20 protein-coding genes and 1 tRNA gene are annotated in these 24,100 nt (G+C 60.7%); 15 read left to right on the top strand and 6 right to left on the bottom strand.

Annotated elements, in window-relative coordinates; genetic code table 11:
• Positions 1 to 251 precede the first annotated feature (251 nt).
• The 3 genes from mnmA to ATY76_RS28455 all read left to right on the top strand — a co-directional run bounded on the left by mnmA (position 252) and on the right by ATY76_RS28455 (position 4,029).
• Positions 252 to 1,451 (top strand): tRNA 2-thiouridine(34) synthase MnmA, encoded by a 1,200-nt coding sequence (gene mnmA / locus ATY76_RS28445; protein WP_088677987.1) that lies wholly within the window; start codon positions 252 to 254, stop codon positions 1,449 to 1,451.
• 136 nt (positions 1,452 to 1,587) lie between these two features.
• Positions 1,588 to 1,664, top strand: a tRNA-Met gene (locus ATY76_RS28450).
• Positions 1,665 to 2,193: 529 nt separating this feature from the next.
• Entirely contained in the window at positions 2,194 to 4,029 is a 1,836-nt protein-coding gene (locus tag ATY76_RS28455) for a HAMP domain-containing methyl-accepting chemotaxis protein (RefSeq protein WP_088677988.1), read from the top strand.
• Between the two features lie 132 nt (positions 4,030 to 4,161).
• Here ATY76_RS28455 and ATY76_RS28460 read toward each other — a convergent pair whose 3' ends face one another.
• Positions 4,162 to 4,773 (bottom strand): CGNR zinc finger domain-containing protein, encoded by a 612-nt coding sequence (locus tag ATY76_RS28460; RefSeq protein WP_088677989.1) that lies wholly within the window; start codon positions 4,771 to 4,773, stop codon positions 4,162 to 4,164.
• 76 nt (positions 4,774 to 4,849) lie between these two features.
• On the opposite strand from ATY76_RS28460, the gene ATY76_RS28465 reads away from it, so the two are divergent.
• Positions 4,850 to 5,794: an EamA family transporter gene (locus tag ATY76_RS28465; RefSeq protein ID WP_088677990.1), complete on the top strand. Its 945-nt coding sequence runs from the start codon at positions 4,850 to 4,852 to the stop codon at positions 5,792 to 5,794.
• Between the two features lie 75 nt (positions 5,795 to 5,869).
• On the opposite strand, the gene ATY76_RS28470 is transcribed toward ATY76_RS28465, so the two are convergent.
• Positions 5,870 to 6,217 carry a hypothetical protein gene (locus ATY76_RS28470; protein WP_088677991.1) on the bottom strand — a complete coding sequence of 116 codons (348 nt, stop codon included), beginning with the start codon at positions 6,215 to 6,217 and terminating at the stop codon, positions 5,870 to 5,872.
• Positions 6,218 to 6,281: 64 nt separating this feature from the next.
• Entirely contained in the window at positions 6,282 to 6,938 is a 657-nt protein-coding gene (locus tag ATY76_RS28475; RefSeq protein WP_088677992.1) for a helix-turn-helix domain-containing protein, read from the bottom strand.
• Positions 6,939 to 7,083: 145 nt separating this feature from the next.
• On the opposite strand from ATY76_RS28475, the gene ATY76_RS28480 reads away from it, so the two are divergent.
• Positions 7,084 to 8,043 carry a hypothetical protein gene (locus tag ATY76_RS28480; RefSeq protein ID WP_088677993.1) on the top strand — a complete coding sequence of 320 codons (960 nt, stop codon included), beginning with the start codon at positions 7,084 to 7,086 and terminating at the stop codon, positions 8,041 to 8,043.
• Between the two features lie 6 nt (positions 8,044 to 8,049).
• On the opposite strand, the gene fixJ is transcribed toward ATY76_RS28480, so the two are convergent.
• Both fixJ and ATY76_RS28490 read right to left on the bottom strand, forming a co-directional pair.
• Positions 8,050 to 8,682 carry a response regulator FixJ gene (fixJ, locus tag ATY76_RS28485; protein ID WP_088677994.1) on the bottom strand — a complete coding sequence of 211 codons (633 nt, stop codon included), beginning with the start codon at positions 8,680 to 8,682 and terminating at the stop codon, positions 8,050 to 8,052.
• Positions 8,648 to 9,895 (bottom strand): ATP-binding protein, encoded by a 1,248-nt coding sequence (locus tag ATY76_RS28490; protein WP_088677995.1) that lies wholly within the window; start codon positions 9,893 to 9,895, stop codon positions 8,648 to 8,650. The genes fixJ and ATY76_RS28490 overlap by 35 nt, the downstream gene beginning before the upstream one ends.
• Before the next feature lie 438 nt (positions 9,896 to 10,333).
• Between ATY76_RS28490 and ATY76_RS28495 the strand changes: the two genes are divergently transcribed.
• The 4 genes from ATY76_RS28495 (at position 10,334) to arcC (ending at position 13,892) form a co-directional block, all read left to right on the top strand.
• The gene (locus tag ATY76_RS28495) at positions 10,334 to 10,540 is read left to right on the top strand and encodes a hypothetical protein (RefSeq protein WP_088677996.1); all 207 of its coding nucleotides are present in this window, start codon (positions 10,334 to 10,336) and stop codon (positions 10,538 to 10,540) included.
• A 139-nt stretch (positions 10,541 to 10,679) separates the two neighbouring features.
• Complete coding sequence (arcA, locus tag ATY76_RS28500; RefSeq protein ID WP_088677997.1) at positions 10,680 to 11,909, top strand: arginine deiminase; 1,230 nt, start codon at positions 10,680 to 10,682, stop codon at positions 11,907 to 11,909.
• 38 nt (positions 11,910 to 11,947) lie between these two features.
• Complete coding sequence (locus ATY76_RS28505; protein WP_088677998.1) at positions 11,948 to 12,952, top strand: ornithine carbamoyltransferase; 1,005 nt, start codon at positions 11,948 to 11,950, stop codon at positions 12,950 to 12,952.
• Between the two features lies 1 nt (position 12,953).
• Positions 12,954 to 13,892 (top strand): carbamate kinase, encoded by a 939-nt coding sequence (arcC, locus tag ATY76_RS28510; protein WP_088677999.1) that lies wholly within the window; start codon positions 12,954 to 12,956, stop codon positions 13,890 to 13,892.
• A gap of 25 nt (positions 13,893 to 13,917) precedes the next feature.
• On the opposite strand, the gene ATY76_RS28515 is transcribed toward arcC, so the two are convergent.
• Positions 13,918 to 15,276: an amino acid permease gene (locus ATY76_RS28515; RefSeq protein WP_088678055.1), complete on the bottom strand. Its 1,359-nt coding sequence runs from the start codon at positions 15,274 to 15,276 to the stop codon at positions 13,918 to 13,920.
• Positions 15,277 to 15,496: 220 nt separating this feature from the next.
• Between ATY76_RS28515 and ATY76_RS28520 the strand changes: the two genes are divergently transcribed.
• The 6 genes from ATY76_RS28520 to ATY76_RS28545 all read left to right on the top strand — a co-directional run bounded on the left by ATY76_RS28520 (position 15,497) and on the right by ATY76_RS28545 (position 24,066).
• Positions 15,497 to 15,856, top strand: coding sequence for a hypothetical protein (locus ATY76_RS28520; protein ID WP_245310101.1), 360 nt, complete (start codon positions 15,497 to 15,499; stop codon positions 15,854 to 15,856).
• A gap of 200 nt (positions 15,857 to 16,056) precedes the next feature.
• The gene (locus ATY76_RS28525; protein WP_088678000.1) at positions 16,057 to 16,983 is read left to right on the top strand and encodes a cation transporter; all 927 of its coding nucleotides are present in this window, start codon (positions 16,057 to 16,059) and stop codon (positions 16,981 to 16,983) included.
• A 145-nt stretch (positions 16,984 to 17,128) separates the two neighbouring features.
• A complete protein-coding gene (locus tag ATY76_RS28530; RefSeq protein ID WP_088678001.1) occupies positions 17,129 to 19,390 on the top strand; it encodes an arginine/lysine/ornithine decarboxylase in 2,262 nt (753 codons plus the stop codon).
• Entirely contained in the window at positions 19,387 to 21,750 is a 2,364-nt protein-coding gene (gene speC, locus ATY76_RS28535) for an ornithine decarboxylase (protein WP_088678002.1), read from the top strand. The genes ATY76_RS28530 and speC overlap by 4 nt, the downstream gene beginning before the upstream one ends.
• A gap of 19 nt (positions 21,751 to 21,769) precedes the next feature.
• A complete protein-coding gene (potE, locus tag ATY76_RS28540; protein ID WP_088678003.1) occupies positions 21,770 to 23,125 on the top strand; it encodes a putrescine-ornithine antiporter in 1,356 nt (451 codons plus the stop codon).
• Between the two features lie 17 nt (positions 23,126 to 23,142).
• The gene (locus ATY76_RS28545) at positions 23,143 to 24,066 is read left to right on the top strand and encodes an amino acid ABC transporter substrate-binding protein (RefSeq protein WP_088678004.1); all 924 of its coding nucleotides are present in this window, start codon (positions 23,143 to 23,145) and stop codon (positions 24,064 to 24,066) included.
• The last annotated feature ends 34 nt before the right edge of the window (positions 24,067 to 24,100 follow it).

The following is a 24,100-nucleotide window of genomic DNA, read 5'->3' on the forward strand; positions in this document are numbered from 1 at the left end:
TTCTAAGGTGGGTCATTTTCATCTACGCGATGAAAGGCGGGCGGGCAAAGGCCGATTGCGAATAGCTGCAATGCGCATGCGCATATGGGTGCCGCAAGCCGGCTGAAAAGCCGGTACTTGCGCGCGGGCGCAATAGTTTCTATATCCGTCGCCCATGACAGCTGGCGGCCGATCCCGCCGGAAATGCAGGAAATCCGCCACATTCCGAAGTCAGAACGGCGGATCGAAACAGCGCAGAATTGGCACCGTCGTTGAACACACTGGATTTTGACAAGAAGCCGGAAGAGACCCGTGTCGTCGTCGCCATGTCGGGCGGCGTCGATTCCTCCGTTGTCGCCGGCCTTCTCAAACAGCAGGGTTACGATGTGCTCGGCATCACGCTGCAGCTTTACGACCATGGGGCGGCCGTTCACCGCGCCGGATCCTGCTGCGCCGGCCAGGATATCGACGATGCGCGCCGCGTCTGCGAAACGCTGGGCATCCCGCACTATGTGCTCGATTACGAAAAGCGTTTTCGCGAGACGGTGATCAATCCCTTCGCCGAAAGCTATGTGGCCGGCGAAACGCCGATCCCCTGCGTTTCCTGCAACCAGACGGTCAAGTTCGCCGATCTCTTGGCGACCGCCAAGGAACTCGGCGCCGATGCGCTGGCGACCGGCCACTATATCCGCTCGAGGCCGAACCCTTCGCCCGATAATCCCGGCCGCCGCGCGCTGTTCCGGCCGGCTGATGCCGACCGCGACCAGAGCTATTTTCTCTTCGCCACGACGCAGGAGCAGATCGACTATCTGCGCTTTCCCTTGGGCGGCCTGCCGAAGGCCGAGACCCGCCGGCTCGCCGAAGAGATGGGCCTCGTCGTCGCCAAGAAGGCCGACAGCCAGGACATCTGCTTCGTGCCGCAGGGCAAATATTCAGACATCATCACCAAGCTGAAGCCGAACGCGGCGCTTGCAGGCGAGATCGTCCATCTCGACGGCCGCGTGCTGGGAACGCATGAAGGCATCCTGCACTTCACCATCGGCCAGCGCCGCGGCATCGGCATCGCCACCGGCGAGCCGCTCTACGTGGTCTACCTCGACGCCCGCTCGCGCCGCGTCATCGTCGGACCGAAGGAGGCGCTGGAGACGCACCGCGTCTATCTGCGCGACGTCAACTGGCTGGGTGACGAAACGCTTGGCGAAGCAGCGTCCGGCGAAGGCTTCACCTGCTACGCCAAGGTCCGCTCGACCAGGGCGCCGGCGCCGGCCGTGCTGCATGTCGATGCCACCGGCACCTATGTCGATCTGACGGTCGGCGAGGCCGGCATCGCACCCGGCCAGGCCTGCGCGCTCTATTCCGCACCTGGCGACGATGCCCGCGTTTTCGGCGGTGGTTTCATCGAACGCTCCGAGCGCGAACCCTCAGCCGAGGCGTCGCTCAAGGCGCTGCTCGCCGGCCCCGTCGCCGCTTGAAACCGATAGGAGAGGGCGGGCAGCAAAGCCTGCCGTTTTTCTCCATCATGCGCTTGACACAAAGCCGAAGCGCACCTTATAAGCCGCTCATCCCACGAGCCCGCAGCGCTTCGCGAGCAGGTATCGTTTGACCAGTGGCGGAGTAGCTCAGTAGGTCAGAGCAGAGGAATCATAATCCTTGTGTCGGGGGTTCAAATCCCTCCTCCGCTACCATTTTTTTCCTAAATTAGTCTCACGAATGCGGTCTCGGGATAGTGACGCTATTTCGACGGGCGTCCGTCTATCTGCCTTTTCCCAGATTCATGCGTTCCATTTTCCGTCTGCTATCCGCGCGTCTAGGCGGTCTTTCCCGGCAACCGGTGGGTCCCATTGGGGGCTGGCATTTCCCGAGACTGGTTCGGACCTTCGAGCCGCTTCCCACTTCTCGGTGGTTCGGGCCACGGGCCCGCTCCAGATCCGGCCGAGCCCGCGCGTTGGAAGAAAGCAAGGGCGAATCGCGCATCGACTCTGACTCGCATATGTGGCGGCTTGCTTTCGTGGCGCCATCTCGATCGCGATGAGTTCTCCAGATGCGATACCCCTGATAGCAGGACAATGGAGTACTTCTAGGAGTGGTTTGTAAGCGACATAAATATTTCGGATAGCGACGGCTTTGGCAATTAAAGTTAAATCTAATTTAGCAAACGAGGCGAATTCTCGCAGATATCTCAGCCGCACTTGCGCCAGAAGATCGGAGAATCAAATGAAGCGTCCGACCGTAAAGCAAACCCTCATCGCCATCTTAGCTGTCATTTGTGCCTTTCTGATTGCCTTGTCCTACAACTCTCTCAGCACGATTTCGACGCTGAACGACAATGCCCAGCAGATCGGTGGCTTCTGGATGAAGCGGATGGTAACCGCCCGAGATATCAAGGGCGGCTTCTCCGATTTAAAGTTGGCCTCTGCGCGGTACCTTCTGGAGGCGTCGCCGGAAAAGCGAGCCATGGGAGCGAAGCTGATCGGCGACACGAGAGACGCAGTCGACAAAGCGATCGAAGAATATGTGAAAGGTGTGCGCACGGAGAAAGGCCGCGAGTTGATCAATCAGGTCAAGTCGGAGCTAGCAAAATACGCTGAGCTTACCGAGCAAATGGTTCGACTGCAGGATGACGGGAAGAGCGCCGAGGCGATCAGTTTCTTTCGGGAAAACATGGAGCCGCAATCTGATCTGGTGAGCCAGGAGGTTGCGGACCTTGTGGCCTTTATTCTCGGGCAGACGGAAACATATGTCACCACCAGTGACGCCACGGCGAATTTCGCTTTCACCATTACCGCATTGATCGCCGCTCTCTCGATCATGGTCACCTTGGCCGGAGCAATGTTTGCCGTTTTCGGAATCGCCAATCCCATCCGCCGGATTGCCGCCGCCATGAAGATTCTCTCCGATGGCGATCTACAAAGCGAGGTCCCTTACGCTGGGCGGGCCGACGAGATCGGCGCGATGGCGGCAGCAGTGGAAGTGTTTCGACAGAACGCCATGAACGTACTCCGCTTAGAGCAGGAAGCAGAGATATCGCGGAACCAGTCCGAGACGGCTCGCGCTGCAGCACAGGAGCGCGCGGAGCGGGAGGCACAGCAGTTGCGTTTTGCAACAACGACGCTGGGTGATGGATTGAGACGCCTGGCCGGGGGTGACGTGTCTTTCCGGCTGGCGGAGCCGTTCGCTCCGGAGTACGAGCGACTGCGCGGCGATTTCAATGCTTCCCTCAAACAGCTCGCAACGACCATCGGCGCTGTATTGCAGACGGTTCACAGCATCGACAATGGAACAGGCGAAATCGCCTCTGGTGCACAAGATCTTTCCAAGCGTACCGAGCAGCAGGCCGCCTCGCTGGAGGAGACGGCTGCAGCTCTTGACCAAATCACTGCGAACGTGGCGACCGCCTCCAAGCGAACAGATGAGGCTCGCAATGTCGCACACGAGGCCAATATAAGCGCGGGACGTTCCGCTTCCGTCGTGTCTCATGCCGAACAGGCGATAAGGCGGATCGAGGAAAGTTCCGAGCGGATATCGAGCATTATCGGTGTCATCGACGATATTGCTTTTCAAACCAACCTCCTCGCGCTGAATGCCGGTGTCGAGGCGGCGCGGGCCGGAGAAGCCGGCAAGGGTTTTGCGGTTGTCGCTCAAGAGGTTCGCGAGCTTGCGCAGCGGGCAGCGACGGCGGCGAAAGAAATCAAGGGGTTGATCGAAAAGTCCTCCACCGAAGTCGGCACCGGCGTGAAATTGGTTCTTGAGACCGGCCAGTCGCTCAACAAGATCAGCGAGCAAGTTTCTCAAATTAATCAATTGATGGAAGCAATTGCGACGTCTGCGCGCGAGCAGTCCACCGGACTTGCTGAAATCAACACAGCCGTCAATCAAATGGATCAGTCCACTCAGCAGAATGCAGCGATGGTCGAGCAATCCACGGCCGCGGCAGCGTCATTGTCGGGTGAGGCGAGCAAGCTGCGTGATCTGGTCAATCAGTTCACTCTCGGTGGCGAGGCTGCTCAAGTCGTTGAGCTTGGCCGTGACGTCCGCACCATAGCGGCATGAGAGAGGCCTAGAGGCGGATGCCCCGACGCGGCGGAGAGAGCGGCCCCTGCAGTGCCGACCAGTTTTTTGAGACCGGTGATTGCGAGCCGACTCCATGGAATTTCTTCGCGAGAAGCGCCTCGGCCCCAGCACCTAAGCTCCTTTCATCCGGGATCGGAAGCGTTTGATTCGAGCGTGGCTGCCGCAGCTCGCGTCTGAACACCACATTCGTCGTCCGCTCTTGGAATGATCGATAAACAGCCATCCGCAGTTGTCACCCTTGCACTCGCGCACTGACCGCCGCCGATCGCGCTCGATCAACAGTTCGACCGCTTCGATCGCAAAGAACTGAGTCAGTTGGGAAAGGTCGTCGAAAGGCAATGTCCACGAGTAGCCGGCTCCGGCTGCTGCGAGGATCTGATGAGCCCGGCCGCGTCGTGCACGATCTTCCACCAGGGACAAATCTGCGACCGGGTAGGACTCTCCGGCGTCCTCGGAAAGAAAGAGCCGGTATATCGATTCACGCAGTGCTAAACCGTCTGCCAGCACTGCAGCGGCCTTCCGCGGATCATTTTCCGCCTGCCCGCGAAGTCGCGACGCCGCTTGCTGATCGATGAGGTCGAGCCGTTCGGTTAGGATCAGCAGGTCTTCAAATGACCGCAGGAGGTCCGGCCCCCAACGGTCACGCCGGCTGTCGACCGTATTGGCGAGGTCGAGGGCCGGATGACCGCCGCTGAGGCGCATGTCAGCTGTCGAGGTGGCCATGTCTGGAACAACTCCAGAGGAATAAAGTTGTAACGGTATAAATGGTCTTTAACCGTTACAATGCAAGGCCGGGCCAATGTCGTCTACCCGCAATCTCCTGAAATTCGTCGTTTTGTGCTTCGTGTGGGGGCTGACCTGGATCGCCGTCAAGATCGGCGTTGAAACAGTGCCCCCGATGATGTTTGCCGCAACGCGATTCATGGTGGCAGGTGCCGTCTTCATCGCTTTGGCTTGGGCGAGAGGGCAAAGAAAAGCCTTCAGTCAGGAGGATAAGACACGTCTCCTCATCGTCAGCCTGCTGATGATTGCGCTCTCTTACGGCCCGCTGTTCTGGGGCATGCAGTTCGTTCCTTCAGGAACCGCGGCGGTTCTGGAGATGTCCTTGACGCCACTTGCGCTGCTCGCCTTCGGCATTGTTCTGGGGGAGGAGCAGTGGAATGGCCTTCGCGCTTTCGCGATGCTGCTTGGGGTCGGTGGCCTTGGCCTTCTGTTCGCGCCGTCCATAGATTTGACTGGGCTGGAGAAGGGGTTGCCAATGATCGGGCTCATCGCCATCGCCTGGGCGGCAATTTCCTCGGCCTGGGGATCCGTGCTGGCAAAACCGCTGATATCGAATTATGGCAGCGCGCGCCTTTCCGGCTTGACCACGCTGATTGGCGGGAGCGTGTTGCTGATTGCCTCGCTGGCAATTGAGCCTCGCTCGGCCGAAAGCCTGATCACCCCATGGGAATGGCAAGCGGTTGCGGGCTGGCTCTTTCTCGTCATCTTCGGTTCGCTGCTCGGCTATAGCATCTATATGCAGCTCTTGCGGGACATCGGCCCCGCAAGGGCAGGCAGCTTCGCCTTTGTGTCTCCTGCCATTGCGGTTTCCGTCGGCGTGGTCTTCGCCAACGAACCCGCTGAACCGCAGAGATTTATCGGCATGGCACTGATGATTATTGCCGCCGCAATCTGTTTATCCGCCGACCGCTTGCCGCGTTTATCAAAAGGAGGTGCAACCGGCCTTGGCCGTCATAGATGATTGCGGCCGGGTTTGCTCGGACATTGGTTGACAGTTCGCTCACGCCGAGCTGGCATCCGCGCATTGTTCAAACACCTAACGCTTGATATCGTAAGCTTGCCCGGAAGCGCGGAGCTCCGTCAGCGTTTTGCCGACGCAGCTGCCGCCGCCTTCGCCGCCGATTGCCTTCGCCTTGCCGTCGAGCGTGATCGTGCCGGCGATCCGCTCTGACGCCACATAGGTCGCGATGCCGTCCTGCGAGACGCGCGATATGTAAAAGGCGTGGTAGGTTTCGTTGTATTTGCACTGGATGATCACGGGAAACTGGTCGAACGGATTGTCCTGCGCCTGAGCGCCGGCGAGCGGAAAGGCGGTCAGCGGCAGCAGACCTGCAAGGAGCGCCCTGGCCAATGCTTTCGATCCTGTGCGGGATGCGTGCGTCATGTTCAGTCCCCTTCTGCGGCAAGAGCGGTCTTCCGAAACTGCCGCACAGTTTGCGCGGCAAGCATTAGCTCGTCAGTGCAATGAGCGCATCACGATCGAGCAGGCGGACGATGCGTTGCAGCTTGCCGTTCAGGCAAAGAATGCGTTTTTCGCGGAGCTTGGTGAAGCAGCGGGCGACGGTCTCCACCGTCAGGCCGAGATAGTCGGCGATATCGGTGCGCGACATCATCATGTCGAATTCGCGATCCTCCGGGTGGCGATCGGCCATCTCGAATACGAAGGCCGCCACCCGCTTCAGGGCGCTTTGCTCGGTGATGACGAGCTGTTTATGCTGCGCCTTCGCAAGGTTCGTCAGGGCGATGTGAAGCAGATCGATGGGGACGATCGCGTCCCGATTGGCGCGAAAGGGCCTTATGCAAGTCTCGCAGACGGCTTCCGCAAAGTCGGTTCGCACATTGCCCGTTTCCAGCCCGAACCATTCGCCCTTGCCGCAAAAGGACAGGATATACCGCTGCCCGCTGGCGGTCAGGCGGTAGATCCGCACCGCGCCTGCTTCGACCTGGTAGATCGCAAGCGCGTTTTCGCCTTCGCTATAGATTGTCTCATCCGCCTTGAGCCTGATCGAGTGATCCCTGGCCGTCGCTGCCGCCCCATAGCGGTGGCCCGCAGCTGCCGGGTGCTGTTGGATTGTGTGGTCGTAAAGCATATGCGTCGCCCCCATCCGCATTGCAGCATAAGCAATTTCACTCCGTCCCGTTATTCGAGATATCCCTTAAGTATTGCTACGGAAGCCCAGGGCCGCCAGCGGGTGTATAAAGCTACACCCCTTGTTGAGAACGATACGGAGGTATCGCGGGAGGTTCCCGATGACATTGGAAGAAAAGGGGCATAGCCTGGCATCTCAAGACCGTGCGGGCGTGCGCGCGCAACTTGATCGCATCCTCGCCAGTGCGGAATTCCATGTTCCCGAGCGCGGGCGGCATTTTCTGGAATATATCGTTGAAGAGACATTGGAAGGACGCAGCGAGCAGCTCAAGGCCTATACGATAGCGCAAGCGGTTTTTGGGCGGGATGCTTCTTTCGACGCGCAGAACGATCCCGTCGTGCGCATCGAGGCGGGGCGTATCCGCCGCGCCCTCGAACGCTACTATCTCGTCTGCGGTAGCCGCGACCCGATCCGGATCACCGTTCCCAAAGGTGGGTATTCACCGCATTTTTCGAGCGCCGAAGGCGTTTCGGATGCCGACGAAACGGCCGCTCCGCCAAGTGGCGGAAATAAGCGGAGCAATTCCGATCAATTGGTGGGCTATCGCGATCTTCTGCTGCCGATCGGCGTGCCCGCGCTCTTCGGCACGATGGCGATACTGGCGCTCATCCGTCCTCTCGAGGCCTATCTTTCGCCGCCCGAAACCTCACCGGCTGCTGTTCCGTCGACGCTGAGAAGCAAGACCGGGATTATGGTGGAACCTTTTACGGTCCTCGGCGACAACGCCCAGGGAATGAAATTCGCCAGCGGTCTTGCCGATCAGCTCATTGCAAAGCTCATGAAGGTAGACGATTTCGTCGTGTTTGCGCCTGGCCGGTCCGGCCCAGAGACGAGCGGCTCGCTGTTGAGCCTGCAGGGGAGCGCGCTTGTCGAGGGTACGGTCCTCCATCTGCACGTGCGCCTGATAAACGGCGCCGACGGAACCGTCGTCTGGGCAAACCGCTACGAGCGCGAGCTGCGCAATCAGGCTATTCTCGACGTTGAAAACGAAATTGCCGAACAAATCGTCAAGGAGATCGGGAATGGCCGCAAGCCGAGCGGCGCAGCTACCGTCCCATAGTCGCCGTCATAGCTGTATTTCCAAGGATTGTACTGCGGCGTCGAGAGTAATGGCCATTCGCATGAGTTCCGCCAGATTGCGCGCGTCCATCTTGGCCATCACATTGGCGCGATGGACTTCCACCGTGCGCACGCTGATGCCGAGATGATAGGCGATCATCTTGTTCTGTAAACCATCGAGCACGCCCGCCAGAACCTGATGTTCGCGCTCGGTGAGCTGCTGAAGTCGCGCTGCAACCTTCTCGGAGCCGGCAATGGCTCCGCCGGCCCGCCTCTGCCCCACCGCCCCGTTGATGGCGGCAATCAGCGCGTCATCCCTCAGCGGCTTTTCCAGGAAGTCGAAGGCCCCGGCCTTCATTGCCTGAACGGCCGCGGCGACATCGCCCTGGCCGGTGATGACGATTGCCGGGATCTCCATGTTGAAGCGGTGCATCTGCCGGAGCAATTCGATGCCGTCGATATCGGGCATCCGCAGGTCCGTCACGAGGCAGTTGCGTCCCGAAAGAGGCAGAAGGTCCAGAAACGCTCTTGCGCAGCTGTGTGCACGAACGGCAAAGCCTGCCGACACCAGCAGGAACGTCAATGCGCGCCTGAGTGGTTCCTCGTCATCGACGAGATGGATCGTAAGATCGTTCGCCATTGGCTGTGGTCTCCACCAGCGGAAGAGAAAATGTGAGGGTTGCACCGTGCTGCGGTCCCCTGCGGGCGCTTATCCGGCCTCCATGCGCTTCGACGATGCGCTTGGACAATGCCAGACCCATGCCGAGGCCGTGAGGTTTCGTGGTCACGAAAGGACGAAACAGCGCCTCTTCGATCTCCGCGGCGATCCCGCAGCCATTGTCGGACACGTCGACGACAAGATGGGAGAAATCGTCGATTCTGGTGCGGATCGAAATATGGGGGAATTTCGTGCCGTCGGTTGCCTCAACTGCATTGCGAAGAAGATTTGTCAGCACCTGGAGGATCTGGATACGGTCGACCGACACGATGTCCCGCTCCGCGTCGAACTGGAAATCGGTATGAAGCCCCTGGCCTCGGGAGCCCGCCAGGGCGAGGGGCGTCGCCTCATGGATCAGCGCATGCATCGCTTCCGGTCTTTTCTCGTCGGCGCCGCGCTTTGCGAATTCGCGGATGTTCTGGACGATCGCTCCTGCCCACAAAACGTGCTGGGTAATTTTCGACAGGGCTTCGCGAAGCTCCGCGTGGCACCCTTTGCGATCGTTCTCCATAAGACGCCCGCAGCCCTCCGCATATGCGCCGATCGAAGTCAGCGGCTGGGAAAGTTCGTGCGCCAAGGTCGAAGTCATTTCTCCAAGCGCGGCTATTCGTGCGAGCCGGGCCAGCTCGCTGCGAAGCTCCTGCACCTGCTGCAATGTTTCGCGCTCGGTCCGGAAGTCCTCGAAGACCGCTGCAGTGAAGGTTTCTTTCTCGCCTGGTTCCCGGATGACGGTCAGGGCAACCGGAAAGCGGGCGCCGCTCTTGGTCATCGCGATACCGGCACACAGTACGCCCTGGTCTGCCCAGCGTCCCTTAAGCTGAACATCCGGCGTCGGAGACCAGACGAGGTCGATCTTGCGGCCGAGCAATTCGCCTTCTTCATAACCGAACAAGGCCACCGCAGCTCTGTTGCAGGCCGAAACCCTATTGTCGGCGGCCATGAAGAACACCGCGTCCGGCAGGTGCTCATAAAGTTGCCGGATACTGTCCATTCCAGGCACGTTCTCTCCCTCGGGCAAAACGCACAGGCGTTTCCGGCTCGCCGTCCGCTGCCCGGTGAACGAGGCTCGACCCGCTAGGCTTGAAACAATGGAACTATAACCAGCAACATGCGGCGCCTCCATCTTGATGGACATGATGGTCTCCTCCGCCCCTTGAGATATCGTTCAGTGTCTCGACTGCCTTTCCGTCTCAACAGTGGCGCGATTTTACCATCTTTGGATGGGTGATCGGAGTAGTATCGCGTAGACTCTATCGGTCTTTCAGCCCGGCCCGAGCTGCCGAAGGCCAGACAAGACAGCGATTTGCTCCGCCCCGTCGCCATTGATCCGGCTCAATGCCGTTCGTCCGTTGTTCAGCTAATCTGGGACGCAATGGAGATCCACAGGTTCTCCACGGCCTATAAAATGGCGCGACCGCTGTTGGGGAGCGTGGCGCCGTCGTTTGAAACGAAGGCAGGGCACTACGGAAGTCACTGCGACGTCCGTGGAAGCGCTGGCAGGAAAACTACGCCGGCCGAGGAAATAGTGGCCTCCCGCCGGTCGACGCTCGTGCATCGTCGGGAAGGTTCGGTGATGTGGCTGTTGGTCGTCGAAGCTCCGTTCGAGGAGGACATAGAGATCGCCGTCATCGACGACGAAGGCGTCCATGCCCTCGTCTTTCCCTGCCGGCGTATGCCTGGCGGATGGGTCAACGCCCTGACCGGCGAGATCCTGGACGTCCACCCGACCCATTGGCGCGCTTGGCAGAGGGTTCGAGGCGATGCGCCCGATCTTCGTTGAGCAGAACTGCAAATGCTGCAGCGCACCTTGTCTGCAATCAATGACATGTGACGGTCGGCGCAAATAGTCTGCCAGGCAGGCGAGCGTGTTCAAAGAGCCGGCGGCGCGGCCGCCGCCGAAGGCTCGGAGGGAGGACGGCATGCGTGGTTTCGGTGTTCATTCTGAGGTTGGAAAGCTGAGAACCGTTATGGTTTGCCGTCCATCTCTGGCTCATCAGCGCCTGACGCCTGCCAATTGCCACGATTTGCTTTTCGACGACGTCCTCTGGGTGCATGAGGCCCAGAAGGATCACTATGATTTTGTGCTGAAGATGCAGGAAAGAGGGATCGAGGTTCTCGAGCTCCACGACCTGCTGGGGCAAACCCTCTCCAACAAGCAGGCGCGCGATTTCGTATTGGATCGGCGCATCACGCCGAATGTGCTCGGCTCGCAGATCGCCGAGGCGATACGGCCTTGGCTTGACGAAATGCCGCCGGCACAGCTCGCCGCTTTCATGATCGGCGGCATCGCGATCTCCGACCTGCCCGAAGTCAAGGCAAAATCGCTGATGCTCAGCGCTTTGCCGGAGACCGATTTCGTCATCCCGCCGATCCCGAACACGCTGTTCCAGCGCGACCCCTCCTGCTGGATTTACGGCGGCGTGACCTGCAACCCGATGTTCTGGCCGGCAAGACGCGCGGAGACGCTGATCCAGCGTGCGATCTACAAGTTTCATCCGACCTTCCTCGGCGGCGATTTCCAGATCTGGTGGGGAGATTCGGACCATCCGTTCGCCAATGCCTCGATGGAGGGAGGCGACGTCATGCCGATCGGCAATGGCACCGTCCTGATCGGCATGGGCGAGCGCACCACCTATCAGGCGGTCGGCCAGGTGGCGCAGGCCCTGTTCAGAGGCAAGGCCGCAAAGAGGGTGATCGGTTGCCTCATCCCGAAGAGCCGTGCGGCCATGCACCTCGACACGGTTTTCAGCTTCTGCGATCGCGATGTCGTCACGCTGTTTGCCGAGGTCGTCGATCAGGTCCGCTGCTACAGCATGTATCCGAAGGACGACGACGGCACCTTCGAGATTCACCCCGAAAATCGGCCGATGCTCGATGTCGTCGCCGAGGCGCTCGACCTGGCGCAATTGCGCACCGTCGAAACCGGCGGCAATTCCTACCAGGCCGAGCGCGAACAATGGGACGACGGCAACAATGTCGTGGCACTCGAGCCCGGCGTCGTCGTCGCCTACGACCGCAACACCTACACGAATACGCTTCTGCGCAAGGCGGGGATTGAGGTCATCACCATTCGCGGCTCCGAACTCGGCCGCGGCCGTGGTGGCGGGCATTGCATGACATGCCCCATCTGGCGCGAGCCCGCTTACTGACGTTTCACACTCACGAACCGGACCGACGGAGCAAGACCATGAGCTTCAATCTGCGCAATCGCTCGCTTCTGACCGTGCAGGATTATACCCCGCGGGAATTCCGCTATCTCCTCGACCTCGCCCGCGACTTAAAGCGGGCGAAATATGCTCGCACCGAGCAGGAGCACCTGAAAGGCAAGGAAATCTGCCTGATCTTCGAGAAAACCTCGACGCGGACGAGATGCGCTTTCGAAGTCGCCTGCTCGGACCAGGGCGCCAACGTGACCTATCTCGATCCGTCCGGCTCGCAGATCGGGCACAAGGAATCCTTCAAGGATACGGCGCGGGTGCTGGGGCGCATGTATGATGCGATCGAGTATCGCGGCTCCGCGCAGAAAGGCGTGGAGACGCTGGCAAAATACGCCGGGGTGCCCGTCTATAACGGCCTGACGGATGAATATCATCCGACGCAGATGATCGCCGACGTCATGACGATGCGCGAACATAGCGACAAGCCGATCGCTGAAATCAAATATGCCTATGTCGGCGACACCCGCTCCAACATGGGCCATTCGCTGCTGATCGTCGGCTGCCTGCTCGGAATGGATGTGCGTATCTGCGGGCCGAGATCGCTGTGGCCTTCGGAAGAATACATGAAGATCGCCAAGGATTTGCAGCAGGCTTCCGGCGCGCGGCTGCTGGTGACCGAAGATCCCAGAGAGGCGGTCAAGGACGTCGATTTCATCCACACCGACGTCTGGGTTTCGATGGGCGAGCCGAAGGATGTCTGGCGCGAACGCATCAAATTGCTCACTCCCTATCAAGTCAACCAGGACCTGATGAGGGCGACCGGCAACCGGCAGACCAAGTTCATGCATTGCCTGCCGGCGTTCCACGATACCGAAACCACGCTCGGCAAGCAGATCGCCGAAGATTACGGCATGGAGAACGGTCTCGAAGTGACCAACGACGTCTTCGAATCCGAGGCCAATGTCGCTTTCGAGCAGGCGGAAAATCGCTTGCATACGATCAAGGCCCTGCTCGTCGCTACCTTGGGAGATTAACATGCGTGTGGTCATAGCGCTCGGCGGCAATGCGCTTCTCCGGCGCGGGGAAGCCATGACGGCCGATACCCAGAGACGGAATGCGCGCATCGCGGCTCAGGCGATCGCGCCCTTGGCTGCCGAACATGAGATCGTCGTCACCCACGGCAACGGCCCGCAGGTCGGACTGCTCGCGCTCCAGGGGGCAGCCTACAAACCCGAGGAAGCCTACCCGCTCGACGTTCTCGGCGCCGAGACCGAAGGCATGATCGGCTACATGCTGGAGCAGGAGCTCGGCAATCTCCTGCCGTTCGAGCAGCCTTTGGCGACGCTGCTGACCATGGTGGAAGTCGATGCCGCCGATCCCGGCTTCCAGAACCCCACCAAGTTCGTCGGTCCGGTCTACGACCAGGCGGAGGCGGATCGGATCCGCACGGAAAAGGGCTGGGTCTTCAAGCAGGACGGTGAAAAATGGCGGCGCGTCGTCGCATCGCCGGCGCCGAAGCGCATCTTCGAGATCCGTCCGGTCCGCTGGCTGCTGGAGCAGCGTACGATCGTCATCTGTGCGGGCGGCGGCGGCATTCCCACGAGGTACGAAAAGGGTGCCGACCGGAAGCTGATCGGCGTCGAAGCCGTGATCGACAAGGATCTCTGCTCGGAGCTTCTGGCGCGCGAGCTTTACGCCGATCTCCTGATCATGGCGACGGATGCCGAGGCCGTCTGCACCGACTGGGGCAAGCCGTCCCAGAAGGCGATCCATCGGGCCCGTCCCGACGATTTCAAGCAGTTTTCCTTCCCGGCCGGATCAATGGGCCCAAAGGTCGATGCCGCTTGCCATTTTGCGCGCATGGGCGGCAGGACCGCTGCGATCGGAGGCCTTGCCGACATTGCGGGAATGGTGCGCGGCGAACGCGGAACAATCATCAGCGAGAGCTTTTCCGGCCTGAGCTGGCACGCCTGAACCCCGTCCGGCCCTTCGAGCCGACCTATCCCGACACGGCCGGGTGCGTTGTCGCGGCCCCTGACGTCTTCTGACGTTCGATTGCGGGCGCTGCGTTACGCCTTTGCCAGACGTAGACGGGGATCCCGAGCATCAGCAGCACCAGCCCGTAGAGCACCGGCTCCGCGCCTGAGCCATAGAGCGTGAAGATCGCAAAAACGAAGGCGATCAGTTCGATGGCGCTGACGCGCGGCATCCGCCCGAGCGTCACGCCGGCCACAAGAGTGCCGGCCAGTGAGCAGAAGGCGTAGGGAACGACGGCGGCCATCGTGCTCAGCCCGACCATCAGCCGATAGGCTGCAGCGAATCCTTCGGCCCCGACAGCCTGAGCGAGAACCAGCAGGGTCGCGAACAAAGCCGAGACGATCATGCCCAGAGCCGGTACCCCACGGGAAGAGAGCCGCGCGAAAAGCGGAGGAAACAGCCCATCCCGGGCAGCGGCCATCGGCACTTGCCCCATCAGCAGGGTCCAGCCGTTCAAGGCGCCGATCGAGGAGACCAGGACGGCGATCGAGATCGCCAGCTCGCCGCCGCGCCCCCACATCATGCCGGCTGCTTCGGAGAAGGGCGCGACCGAGCGAATAAGCTGCTCGCGCGGCACGAGGCCCATCACCACGATCGTGCCGAGCACGTAAAGCGCTGCGGCGATCGAGATTCCAAGGACGGTCGAGCGCGGGATGGTCCGCTCCGCGTTTTCGACATCGCCTGCAGGCACGGTTGCCGATTCCAGCCCGAGATAGGCAAACATCGTCAGCGGCGCCAGCGTCGCGATCGACTGCAGCAGCGGCTGGCCGCTTGGATTGAATTCGGAGAAATGGGACGTGTCGATGAAGAAGAGGCCGATGATGGCGACGGCGCCGAAGGGGAGAAGCTTGGCGTAGGTGGTAACCTGCGCAAAGAGACCCGCCGCATGAACGCCGCGGAGATTGACGAGCACAATCGCCCAGATCACCCCAAGCGTCAGCATGGTCGCGGCGAAGCGATTGCCGAGCGCGGGGAAGAGATCGACCATCACGCCGGCAAAGGCAATGGCGATGACCGGCAGCGAGGTCCAGATGGAAATCCAGTAGCCCCAGGCAATCAGAAAGCCGGCGAAATCGCCGTAGGCGAGCCTCGTATAGGCGTAGGGACCACCGACGGCAGGCACGAGGCTTGCCAGGCGCGCAAAGGTGAGGCCGAGGCAGATCGCGCCCGCGCCCATGAGGATCCAGACGATGATCGCGAGGTTGCCGTAGGGCGCGACCGCGGCCGGCGACAGATAAAAGCCCGACCCAACCATGTTTCCGACCACGATGGCGGTGCAGGCGGCAAGTCCCAAACTCTTGCCATTTGGCGACGTTGTCATGGCCCCCTCCCGAAAGGCGCCTTTTCCGATGCTGATATCGCCTCGGCGATCGGCTGCCGGACGCAATCTTCCTCCCAAAGAATAGACGCCGCAATCCGGTTCAATGCGTAGTGGGGACGCCGCTATTGTTTGAACGGCATTGATCGTGCTCAATGCCTGACGCCGACGCATGAGCTATCCTCCACGGCCGAATATCATTTTGTTCTCGGGAGTTAGAGCGATGAAGATGGCCATGATCATTGGACTTGCCGTGTTGACTGCCGTCACCGGAACTGCGCCAGTCGAGGCCCAGCAGAGCAGACGCGAATATCGCAGAATGAACTGGAGCGAGAATCTGCCTGAGGCGGTGCGGACTTATCACGACAGACGATTCACGATCGTCAGCTATCGTATGGCAGGTTTTTCGGAGACCGGCTCACACCCCCAACCGGGAAGCGAAGAGCATGTCAAAGCCATCAGAGATGCGGTTCGGGCGAACAAATGGCTTACGGCTCAGCTCAAGACCAAGAAGCTTACCGCGAACGACATCGAATGGGTTTCGCGGGCACGCAACGGCAATATGACCTTCTACACGAAATGACCAGGATCTGCGCCAGGCAGATTTCAGGCTGAGGCAGGCCGGGCGGCTGCTCCCGATAACCGACAGGATGGTCGCCCTGCTGCCGCAGGACGACTGCGGTGGGCAAGAAATAAAAGCGGGCTCACCCCATTCAGATCTCGTTTCACCTTCACGATCAGCATAAAACGATGAGAGTGTCTGATGTCGGAGGCGGGGCGAGGATGTTGGGCGAGCAGGGGTTTCTCAGGATCTCGATCGCAGCGACGGTCGTGGTCGCAACGCTCGGCGTTGTGTTCGGCATCCTTTCCGGCTCGTTTTCGATCGCCTTCGACGGCGTTTACTCGCTGGCCGATGCGGCCATGACCGGTCTTGCGCTCGGGGTTTCCAGCCTCATCGTCAAATCGACGCAGAGCGACGCGAAATCCGGCAGAATCCGAAACCGTTTTACCATGGGCTTCTGGCATCTGGAGCCTATCGTACTGATGCTCAATGGCTGTCTGCTGATGACGGTCGCCGTCTATGCGCTGATCAGCGCCATCATCAGCATCCTGAACGGCGGTCATGAGCTGCAGTTCGGCATGGCGGTCGCCTATTCCGCGGCGACCCTGCTTGTCTGCGCCATCATGGCTTTTCTCGGCATCAGGCTGAACGCCCGCATCAAATCCGATTTCGTCTCGCTCGACATCAAGGCCTGGATCATGTCAGGCGCCATCGCACTGGCCCTGCTGATTGCATTTCTGATCGGCATGGCCGTGCAGGCGACGCCGGTCGCGTGGGTCGCCAGCTATATGGACCCCGCGGTTCTGGCGCTGGTCTGCCTGGTCATGATCCCGCTTCCGATCGGCACCGTCTGGAAGGCACTGACCGAAATTCTGCTGATTGCTCCCGTCGACCTCCAGGAGCATGTCGACCGCGTTGCCATGGAAACCGTTCGCCGTCTCGGCTTCCTCTCGCATCGCGCCTATGTTGCCCGGGTCGGCCGGGCAATGCAGATCGAGCTCTACTTCATCGTCCCCGAAGGGCTTCCTCCGAAGAGCGTGGAGGAATGGGACGCGCTCAGGGACGAGATCGGCGAAGCAATTGGAGATGAGAGCGCCAATCGCTGGCTGACGATCGCCTTCACGGCCGATGCGGAATGGGCGGAATAGGCCCCCTATTGATATTGAAATGCTTTGCCTCACGCTGATTGCAATCAACGACGGTGCACCACCCGTCATGTACCATCCGTCCAACTGAGATGCGCATCGCTGCAGAGCGGCCACGGCCTTTGACGCTCGGTTTCTGGAGGAAGGCATGGAATTCCAGAAGGCATTTCCCATAGCCGTTATCGACGAGGATTTTGATGGCAGGAGCGCTGCCGGCCGCGGCATGCGCGATCTGGCTGCGGCAATCGAGAAGGAAGGCTTCCGGATCGTGTCCGGCGTTTCCTATGAGGATGCGCGGCGCCTCGTGCATATCTTCAACACCGAATCCTGCTGGCTGGTTTCCGTCGATGGGGCTGAGGACAAGGCCACGCGCTGGCAGGTGCTCGGAGAGGTTCTGGCCGCGAAGCGGCAGAGGAACGACCGCCTGCCGATCTTTCTCTTCGGCGACGATACGACCGCGGAAGATGTCCCGGCCACGGTGCTGCGCCACGCCAACGCTTTCTTCCGGCTGTTCGAGGATACCGCGGAATTCATGGCGCGCGCCATAGCGCAGGCGGCCCGCAACTATCTCGACCGGTTGCCGCCGCCGATGTTCAAGGCGCTGATGGATTATACGCTCGAGGGCGCCTATTCCTGGCACACGCCCGGCCACGGGGGCGGCGTCGCGTTCCGCAAGAGCCCCGTCGGCCAGCTCTTCTATACGTTCTTCGGTGAAAACACACTGCGCTCCGACATCTCCGTCTCGGTCGGCAGCGTCGGTTCGCTGCTGGATCATGTCGGGCCAATCGCCGAGGGCGAGCGCAATGCCGCGCGCATTTTCGGCACGGACGAGACCCTGTTCGTCGTCGGCGGCACATCGACCGCCAACAAGATCGTCTGGCATGGCATGGTCGGGCGCGGCGATCTCGTGCTGTGCGACCGCAACTGCCACAAATCCATCCTGCATTCGCTGATCATGACCGGTGCAACGCCGATCTATCTGATCCCTTCGCGCAACGGGCTCGGCATCATCGGGCCGATCTCGAAGGACCAGTTCACACCAGAATCGATCGCCGGCAAGATTGCGGCAAGTCCTTTTGCCGGGCAGACGAGCGGCAAGGTGCGGCTGATGGTCATCACCAACTCGACCTATGACGGCCTCTGCTACAATGTCGATGCGATCAAGGCTTCGCTTGGCGATGCGGTCGAGGTGCTGCACTTCGACGAAGCCTGGTATGCCTATGCCAATTTCCACGAATTTTACGATGGCTTCCACGGCATCTCGTCGAACCAGCCGGCGCGATCGAAAAACGCCATCACCTTTGCGACGCACTCGACCCACAAGCTGCTGGCCGCACTTTCCCAAGCATCGATGATCCATATCCAGCACGCCGAGAACAAGCGTCTCGACGTCACGCGCTTCAACGAAGCCTTCATGATGCACACCTCGACGTCGCCGCAATACGGCATCATCGCCTCCTGCGATGTCGCCGCCGCGATGATGGAGCAGCCGGCCGGTCGCGCATTGGTGCAGGAGACGATCGATGAGGCGATCAGCTTCCGCCGGGCGATGAATGGCGTCAGGAAACAGACCGAAGGCAGCTGGTGGTTCGATGTGTGGGAGCCGACGGTCGCCGAACAGACGCCGAGCGATAGCCATGCGGACTGGGTGCTGAAGCCGGGCGATGCCTGGCATGGTTTTGCAGGCCTTGCCGAAAATCATGTGATGGTCGATCCGATAAAAGTCACCATCCTTTCGCCGGGCCTGTCGGCAAGCGGCGTTATGGACGAGCACGGGATACCGGCCGCCGTCATCACCAAGTTCCTCTCGTCGCGACGGATCGAGATCGAAAAGACCGGGCTCTATTCCTTCCTGGTTCTCTTCTCGATGGGCATTACCCGCGGCAAGTGGAGCACGCTCGTCACCGAACTCATCAATTTCAAGGATCTCTACGATGCCAATGCGCCATTGACGCGGGCTCTGCCGGCGCTGGCCGCGGCCCATCCCGAGGCCTATGCCGGCATGGGATTGAAGGACCTCTGCGGAGAGATCCACGCGGTCTACCGTAAGGACGATGTGCCGAAGGCGCAGCGCGAAATGTACACGGTGTTGCCCGAAATGGCGCTGCGTCCCGCCGATGCCTATGACCGGCTGGTCAAGAGCCAGATCGAGAGTGTTGAAATCGACGATCTCATGAACCGCATCCTTGCCGTGATGATCGTTCCCTATCCGCCGGGAATTCCGCTGATCATGCCGGGCGAACGGATCACGCAGTCGACGAAGTCCATTCAGGATTATCTGCTCTACGCCCGCGATTTCGACCGCAAGTTTCCCGGTTTCGAAACCGATATCCATGGCCTTCGCTTCGCTCCCGGCGACGGCGGCCGCCGCTATCTCGTCGATTGCATTGCAGAGGAGGGACAGGAATGATCCCGCGCGATGTGAAGTCTCCGACGGTCGCCATACCGTTCCATAAGATGCTGAAGATCGTGGCCGTCGTCGATCGCGACAATTCTCAGGCGCAGGAATTGATCGCACAGATCAATGCGCAAGGCTTCGCGGTGGAACTGCGCGACGACTATTCGGCCGATGTGTCTGAGGATGCGGATGTCGGCGCCTATGTCGGCTCGGTCGAGGGTGGCAAGCTGCAGGCGGCTCGCGGCTTCCTGCGTTCCGTCAGGGATATTGGCTTCCCCACGCCGATCTGGGCAATGGCCGACACGCTGACGATTGCGGATATGGATGTCGTCGAAATGGCCGGCGAGGTCGACGGTTTCGTTTACCTCGGCCAGCAGACGCCGACCTTCTACGCCAAGCAGATCGTCTCCAGTGCGGTCAATTACGGCAAATCTTTGCTGCCGCCCTTCTTCGGCGGCATGATGGCCTATGACGGCGAGGCCAATATCGCCTTCGATTGCCCGGGGCACCAGGGCGGCCAGTTCTATCGAAAGTCGCCGGCCGGGCAGCTTTTCTTCAAATATTTCGGCGAGAGCATCTTCCGCAACGACCTCTGCAATGCGGATGTCGATCTCGGCGATCTGCTGATCCATGAAGGCCCTGCCGTCGAGGCCCAGAAACAGGCGGCGCGCATTTTCGGCGCCGACCGCACCTATTTCATCCTGAACGGAACGAGCACCTCCAACAAGGTCGTCGCCAACGCGGTGCTGCGCAGCGGCGATCTCGTGCTCTTCGACCGCAACAACCATAAATCCCTGCATCAGGGTGCTCTCGTCCAGGCCGGCGCTATTCCGATCTATCTGCCGACGGCCCGCAACTCCTTCGGCATGATCGGGGCGGTCGATTGGGAGGCCTGGGACGAGAGCTGGCTGCGGCGCAAGATCGAGGAGCATCCGCTCGTCGCCGACAAAAGTCGTGCGAGAGCAGACAGGCCCTTCCGCCTCGCCTGCATCCAGCTCGCGACCTATGACGGCACGATCTACAATGTCGGCCAGGTCATGGAGAAGCTCGGTCATCTCTGCGACTACGTGCTCTGGGACGAGGCCTGGATCGGCTACAATGCCTTCCACCCGCTCTTCGAGGGCCACAGCCCGATGCGGCTGAAAGACCTGCGGGCCGACATGCCGGGGCTGTTCTCTACCCAGTCGGTTCACAAGCAGGGGGCCGGATTCTCCCAGGCGTCGCAGATCCACAAGCGGGACGAACATATCAGCGGCCAGCGCCGGTTCGTCGAACACAAGCGCTTCAATGAATCGCTGCTGATGCATGTCTCGACTTCGCCTTTCTATCCGCTTTTCGCTTCGCTCGATGTCAACGCCAAGGTGCATGAGGGCAAGGCAGGCGAAATGCTTTGGGACCGCTGCATCGAGCTCGGGATCGAGGTGCGCAAGAAGCTGCGCGGTTTCGTTGCGCATTACGAGTCGAAAGCCGCGAGCCCGGAAGAGCAATGGTTCTTCGATCCCTTCGTACCCGACAAGGTTTCGGTTTCCGGTTCGAAGCATAGCGGCGATCTTGCCGATACCAGATGGGAGGACGTACCGACCGATGTGCTGAAGCGCGAGCAGCAATGCTGGCGCTTCGATCCTGAGGCGAAATGGCATGGTTATTCAGGCTATGCGTCCGGCTACACCATGGTCGATCCGAACAAACTTGCAATCCTGACACCCGGCATCGACAGGAAGACCGGCGAATATCGCGAATTCGGCATTCCGGCGACCGTGGTTGCCAACTATCTGCGTGAGCAGCGCGTGGTCGCGGAGAAATGCGACTTGAACAGCCTGCTCTTCCTGCTGACGCCGGCCGAGGATGAGAGCAAGCTCAACACGCTCGTCGCCAAGCTGGTCAAGTTCAAGAACCTCTGGGACCGCGATGCGCCCCTGCAGGAAGTGCTGCCCACCGTCTATGCGGCCAATCGCGAGCGCTATGCCGGCTATACCGTCCGCCAGGTCTGCCGGGAGATGCATTCCTTCTATCGCGAGGCGGGCGTCAAGGAGTTGCAGCGCCTGTGCTTCCGTTCCGAGAGTTTTCCGGAGCCGGCAATGGCGCCGAAGCAAGCCTATGAGGCGCTGGTCGCCAACAATGTCGATTACGTACCGCTGACGGAGGCCGCCGGCCGCATCTCGGCGACGCTGGCACTGATCTATCCGCCTGGTATCGGCGTCATCGTGCCGGGAGAGCGCTGGGACGAGCGGGCGAGGCCGATGCGGGATTACTTCCTGGCCTTCGAGGAATCCTTCAACCGGTTCCCCGGCTTCAACTACGAGGTCCAGGGCGTGTTCCAGGAACGGATCGAAGGGCGGATCACATTCCACACATATGTCGTGCGCGAGTAGACGCAGGGAGGGTTTCGTCATGACCGACAACGCGATGCATCTTGCGGCAGAGGCCACGACCAAGAAAAAGATGAACCTGGTGCAGCTCACCTTCATCGTCGCCGTCAACATGATGGGGTCGGGTATTATTATGCTGCCGGCCAATATGGCCCAGGTCGGCGCGATTTCGCTGCTGTCCTGGCTCGTGACCGCCATCGGCTCGATGGCCATCGCTTATGGCTTTGCCCAGGCCGGGCTGTTCAATCAGCGCCCCGGGGGCATGTCGGCCTATGCGGAAGACGCCTATGGGAAAGACGGCTACTTCATGGTGTTTTTTCTGTATTTCCTATCGCTTGCCGTCGGCAATGTCGCGATCGGCATTTCGGCCGTCGGCTATCTCGCGGGATTTTTTCCAGTGCTGACCTCCACGCCTATCATGACCTGCCTGGCGCTGATCGTGCTCCTGTGGTTGACCACGGGTGCCAATTTCGGCGGCCCGCGCATCACCGGGCGCATCGGTTCAGTCACGGTCTGGGGCGTCATCCTTCCTGTCGGGCTGCTATCCATCATCGGCTGGCTCTGGTTCAGTTCCAGCACGTTCGGGGCTGCCTGGAATCCGAAGGGGCTGTCGCTGGCGCAGGGCATGGGATCGAGCATTTCGCTGACGCTTTGGGCTTTCCTCGGCATGGAGTCGGCGGCCCAGAATTCGGATGCCGTCGAAAATCCCAAACGCGATGTGCCGCTTGCCTGCATGTTCGGCACGCTGGGTGCCGCCGTCATTTACATCCTGTCGACGACGGTCATTCAGGGTATCGTCCCGAATGCGGATCTTGCCACCTCGACGGGGCCGTTCGCGCTGGCCTATGCCACGATGTTCAATCCGACTATCGGTTCGATCGTCATGGCGCTGGCGGTGCTTGCCTGCCTCGGCTCCTTGCTCGGCTGGCAGTTCACGATCGCCCAAACGGCGAAGACTGCAGCGGAAGAGAAGATGTTTCCGTCGATATTTTCCCGGGTGAATGAGATGGGAGCGCCGGTCAGCGGCATGATCATCCTCGGCATCGTTCAGACGGGGCTTGCCCTGATGACGATCTCGCCGACCTTGAGCGAGCAGTTTTCCGCTCTCGTCAATCTCGCCGTGGTGACGAACGTGCTGCCCTATATCATCGCGCTCTCTTCTTTGTTCGTGATGATGAGGGTTGCCCGTGTGCCCCGGGCGAAATACCGGCTGAACGCTACCATTGCCATGGTCGGCATGGCCTACAGCGTTTTCGCCATCTACGCCTCCGGCAAGGATGCGGTGCTTGGCGGCATGATCGTCACAGGGATCGGTTTCATCATTTACGGGCTCATCGCCCCGCGGTTCGCCAGCGTGAATCGGGCGCCGGCCGAGTAACACAGGGAGGACCAGATATGTCAGAGAGAAATGGTCGCTGGGCGGCTATCGCCGCCTCTGTCCTCGCCGCAGCGGCTGTCTGCGTCATCGCGCCGCCCGCACGGGCGCAGACGCTGGATCGCGTCAGGACGACCAGCGTGCTGAAACTCGGCTACGATCCGGACGCAAGGCCCTTTTCGTTCGATGCCCAGGGAAAGCCCGACGGCTATGCGGTTGCCCTTTGCAATGGGATCGCCGACAGCCTGAGGGCGCAGCTGGACCTGCCGAAACTCGATGTCGAATGGATCTCCCTGTCGGGTGAGGCGAAGGTGCGTGCCATTCAGGATGGCACGGCGGACCTTGTCTGCGCCGCCGAGCCGGTGACGCTCAATCGCCGGCAGCAAGTTTCATTCTCGCTTCCGATCTTCCCGAGCGGCACCGGGGCGCTGCTCAGCACGAGCGCGCCGCTGGCATTGCGCGAAGTTCTGCAATATGGCGAGCCATCGAGCCGGCCCATCTGGCGCGGGGCGCCGGCCCGCACGATCCTCGAACACAAGACATTCTCCTCGATCGCGGGCACGACGAGCGAAGGCTGGCTGTCCGACAGGATCAAGACCTTCCAGCTCGCGGCGACGGCGACGCCCGTCAGCGACTATCAGCAGGGGATCGAGCGTGTTCTGGACGGCAGTTCGGCGGTGCTCTTCGGCGACATGCCGCTGCTGATGGATGCTGCCGCCCGCAGCGACAGCTCCGGCAATCTCATCGTCCTCGATCGCCATTTCACCTACGAGCCGCTCGGTCTCGAGCTGGCGCGCGGGGACGAGGATTTTCGCCTGGCAGTCGATCGCGCCCTGAGCCAAGCCTATGCGGCGCCTGCGTTCCGGGCGTTCTTTACAACATGGTTCGGCCCGCCTGACGATGCCGTCGTGACCTTCTTCCGGCAGACGGCTCTTCCGGAGTGATGCTGCGCGCCGACATTGCAATGGCGGACGGAGG

The sequence above is a fragment of the Rhizobium sp. R339 genome (assembly GCF_002211395.1).
GTDB lineage: Bacteria > Pseudomonadota > Alphaproteobacteria > Rhizobiales > Rhizobiaceae > Rhizobium.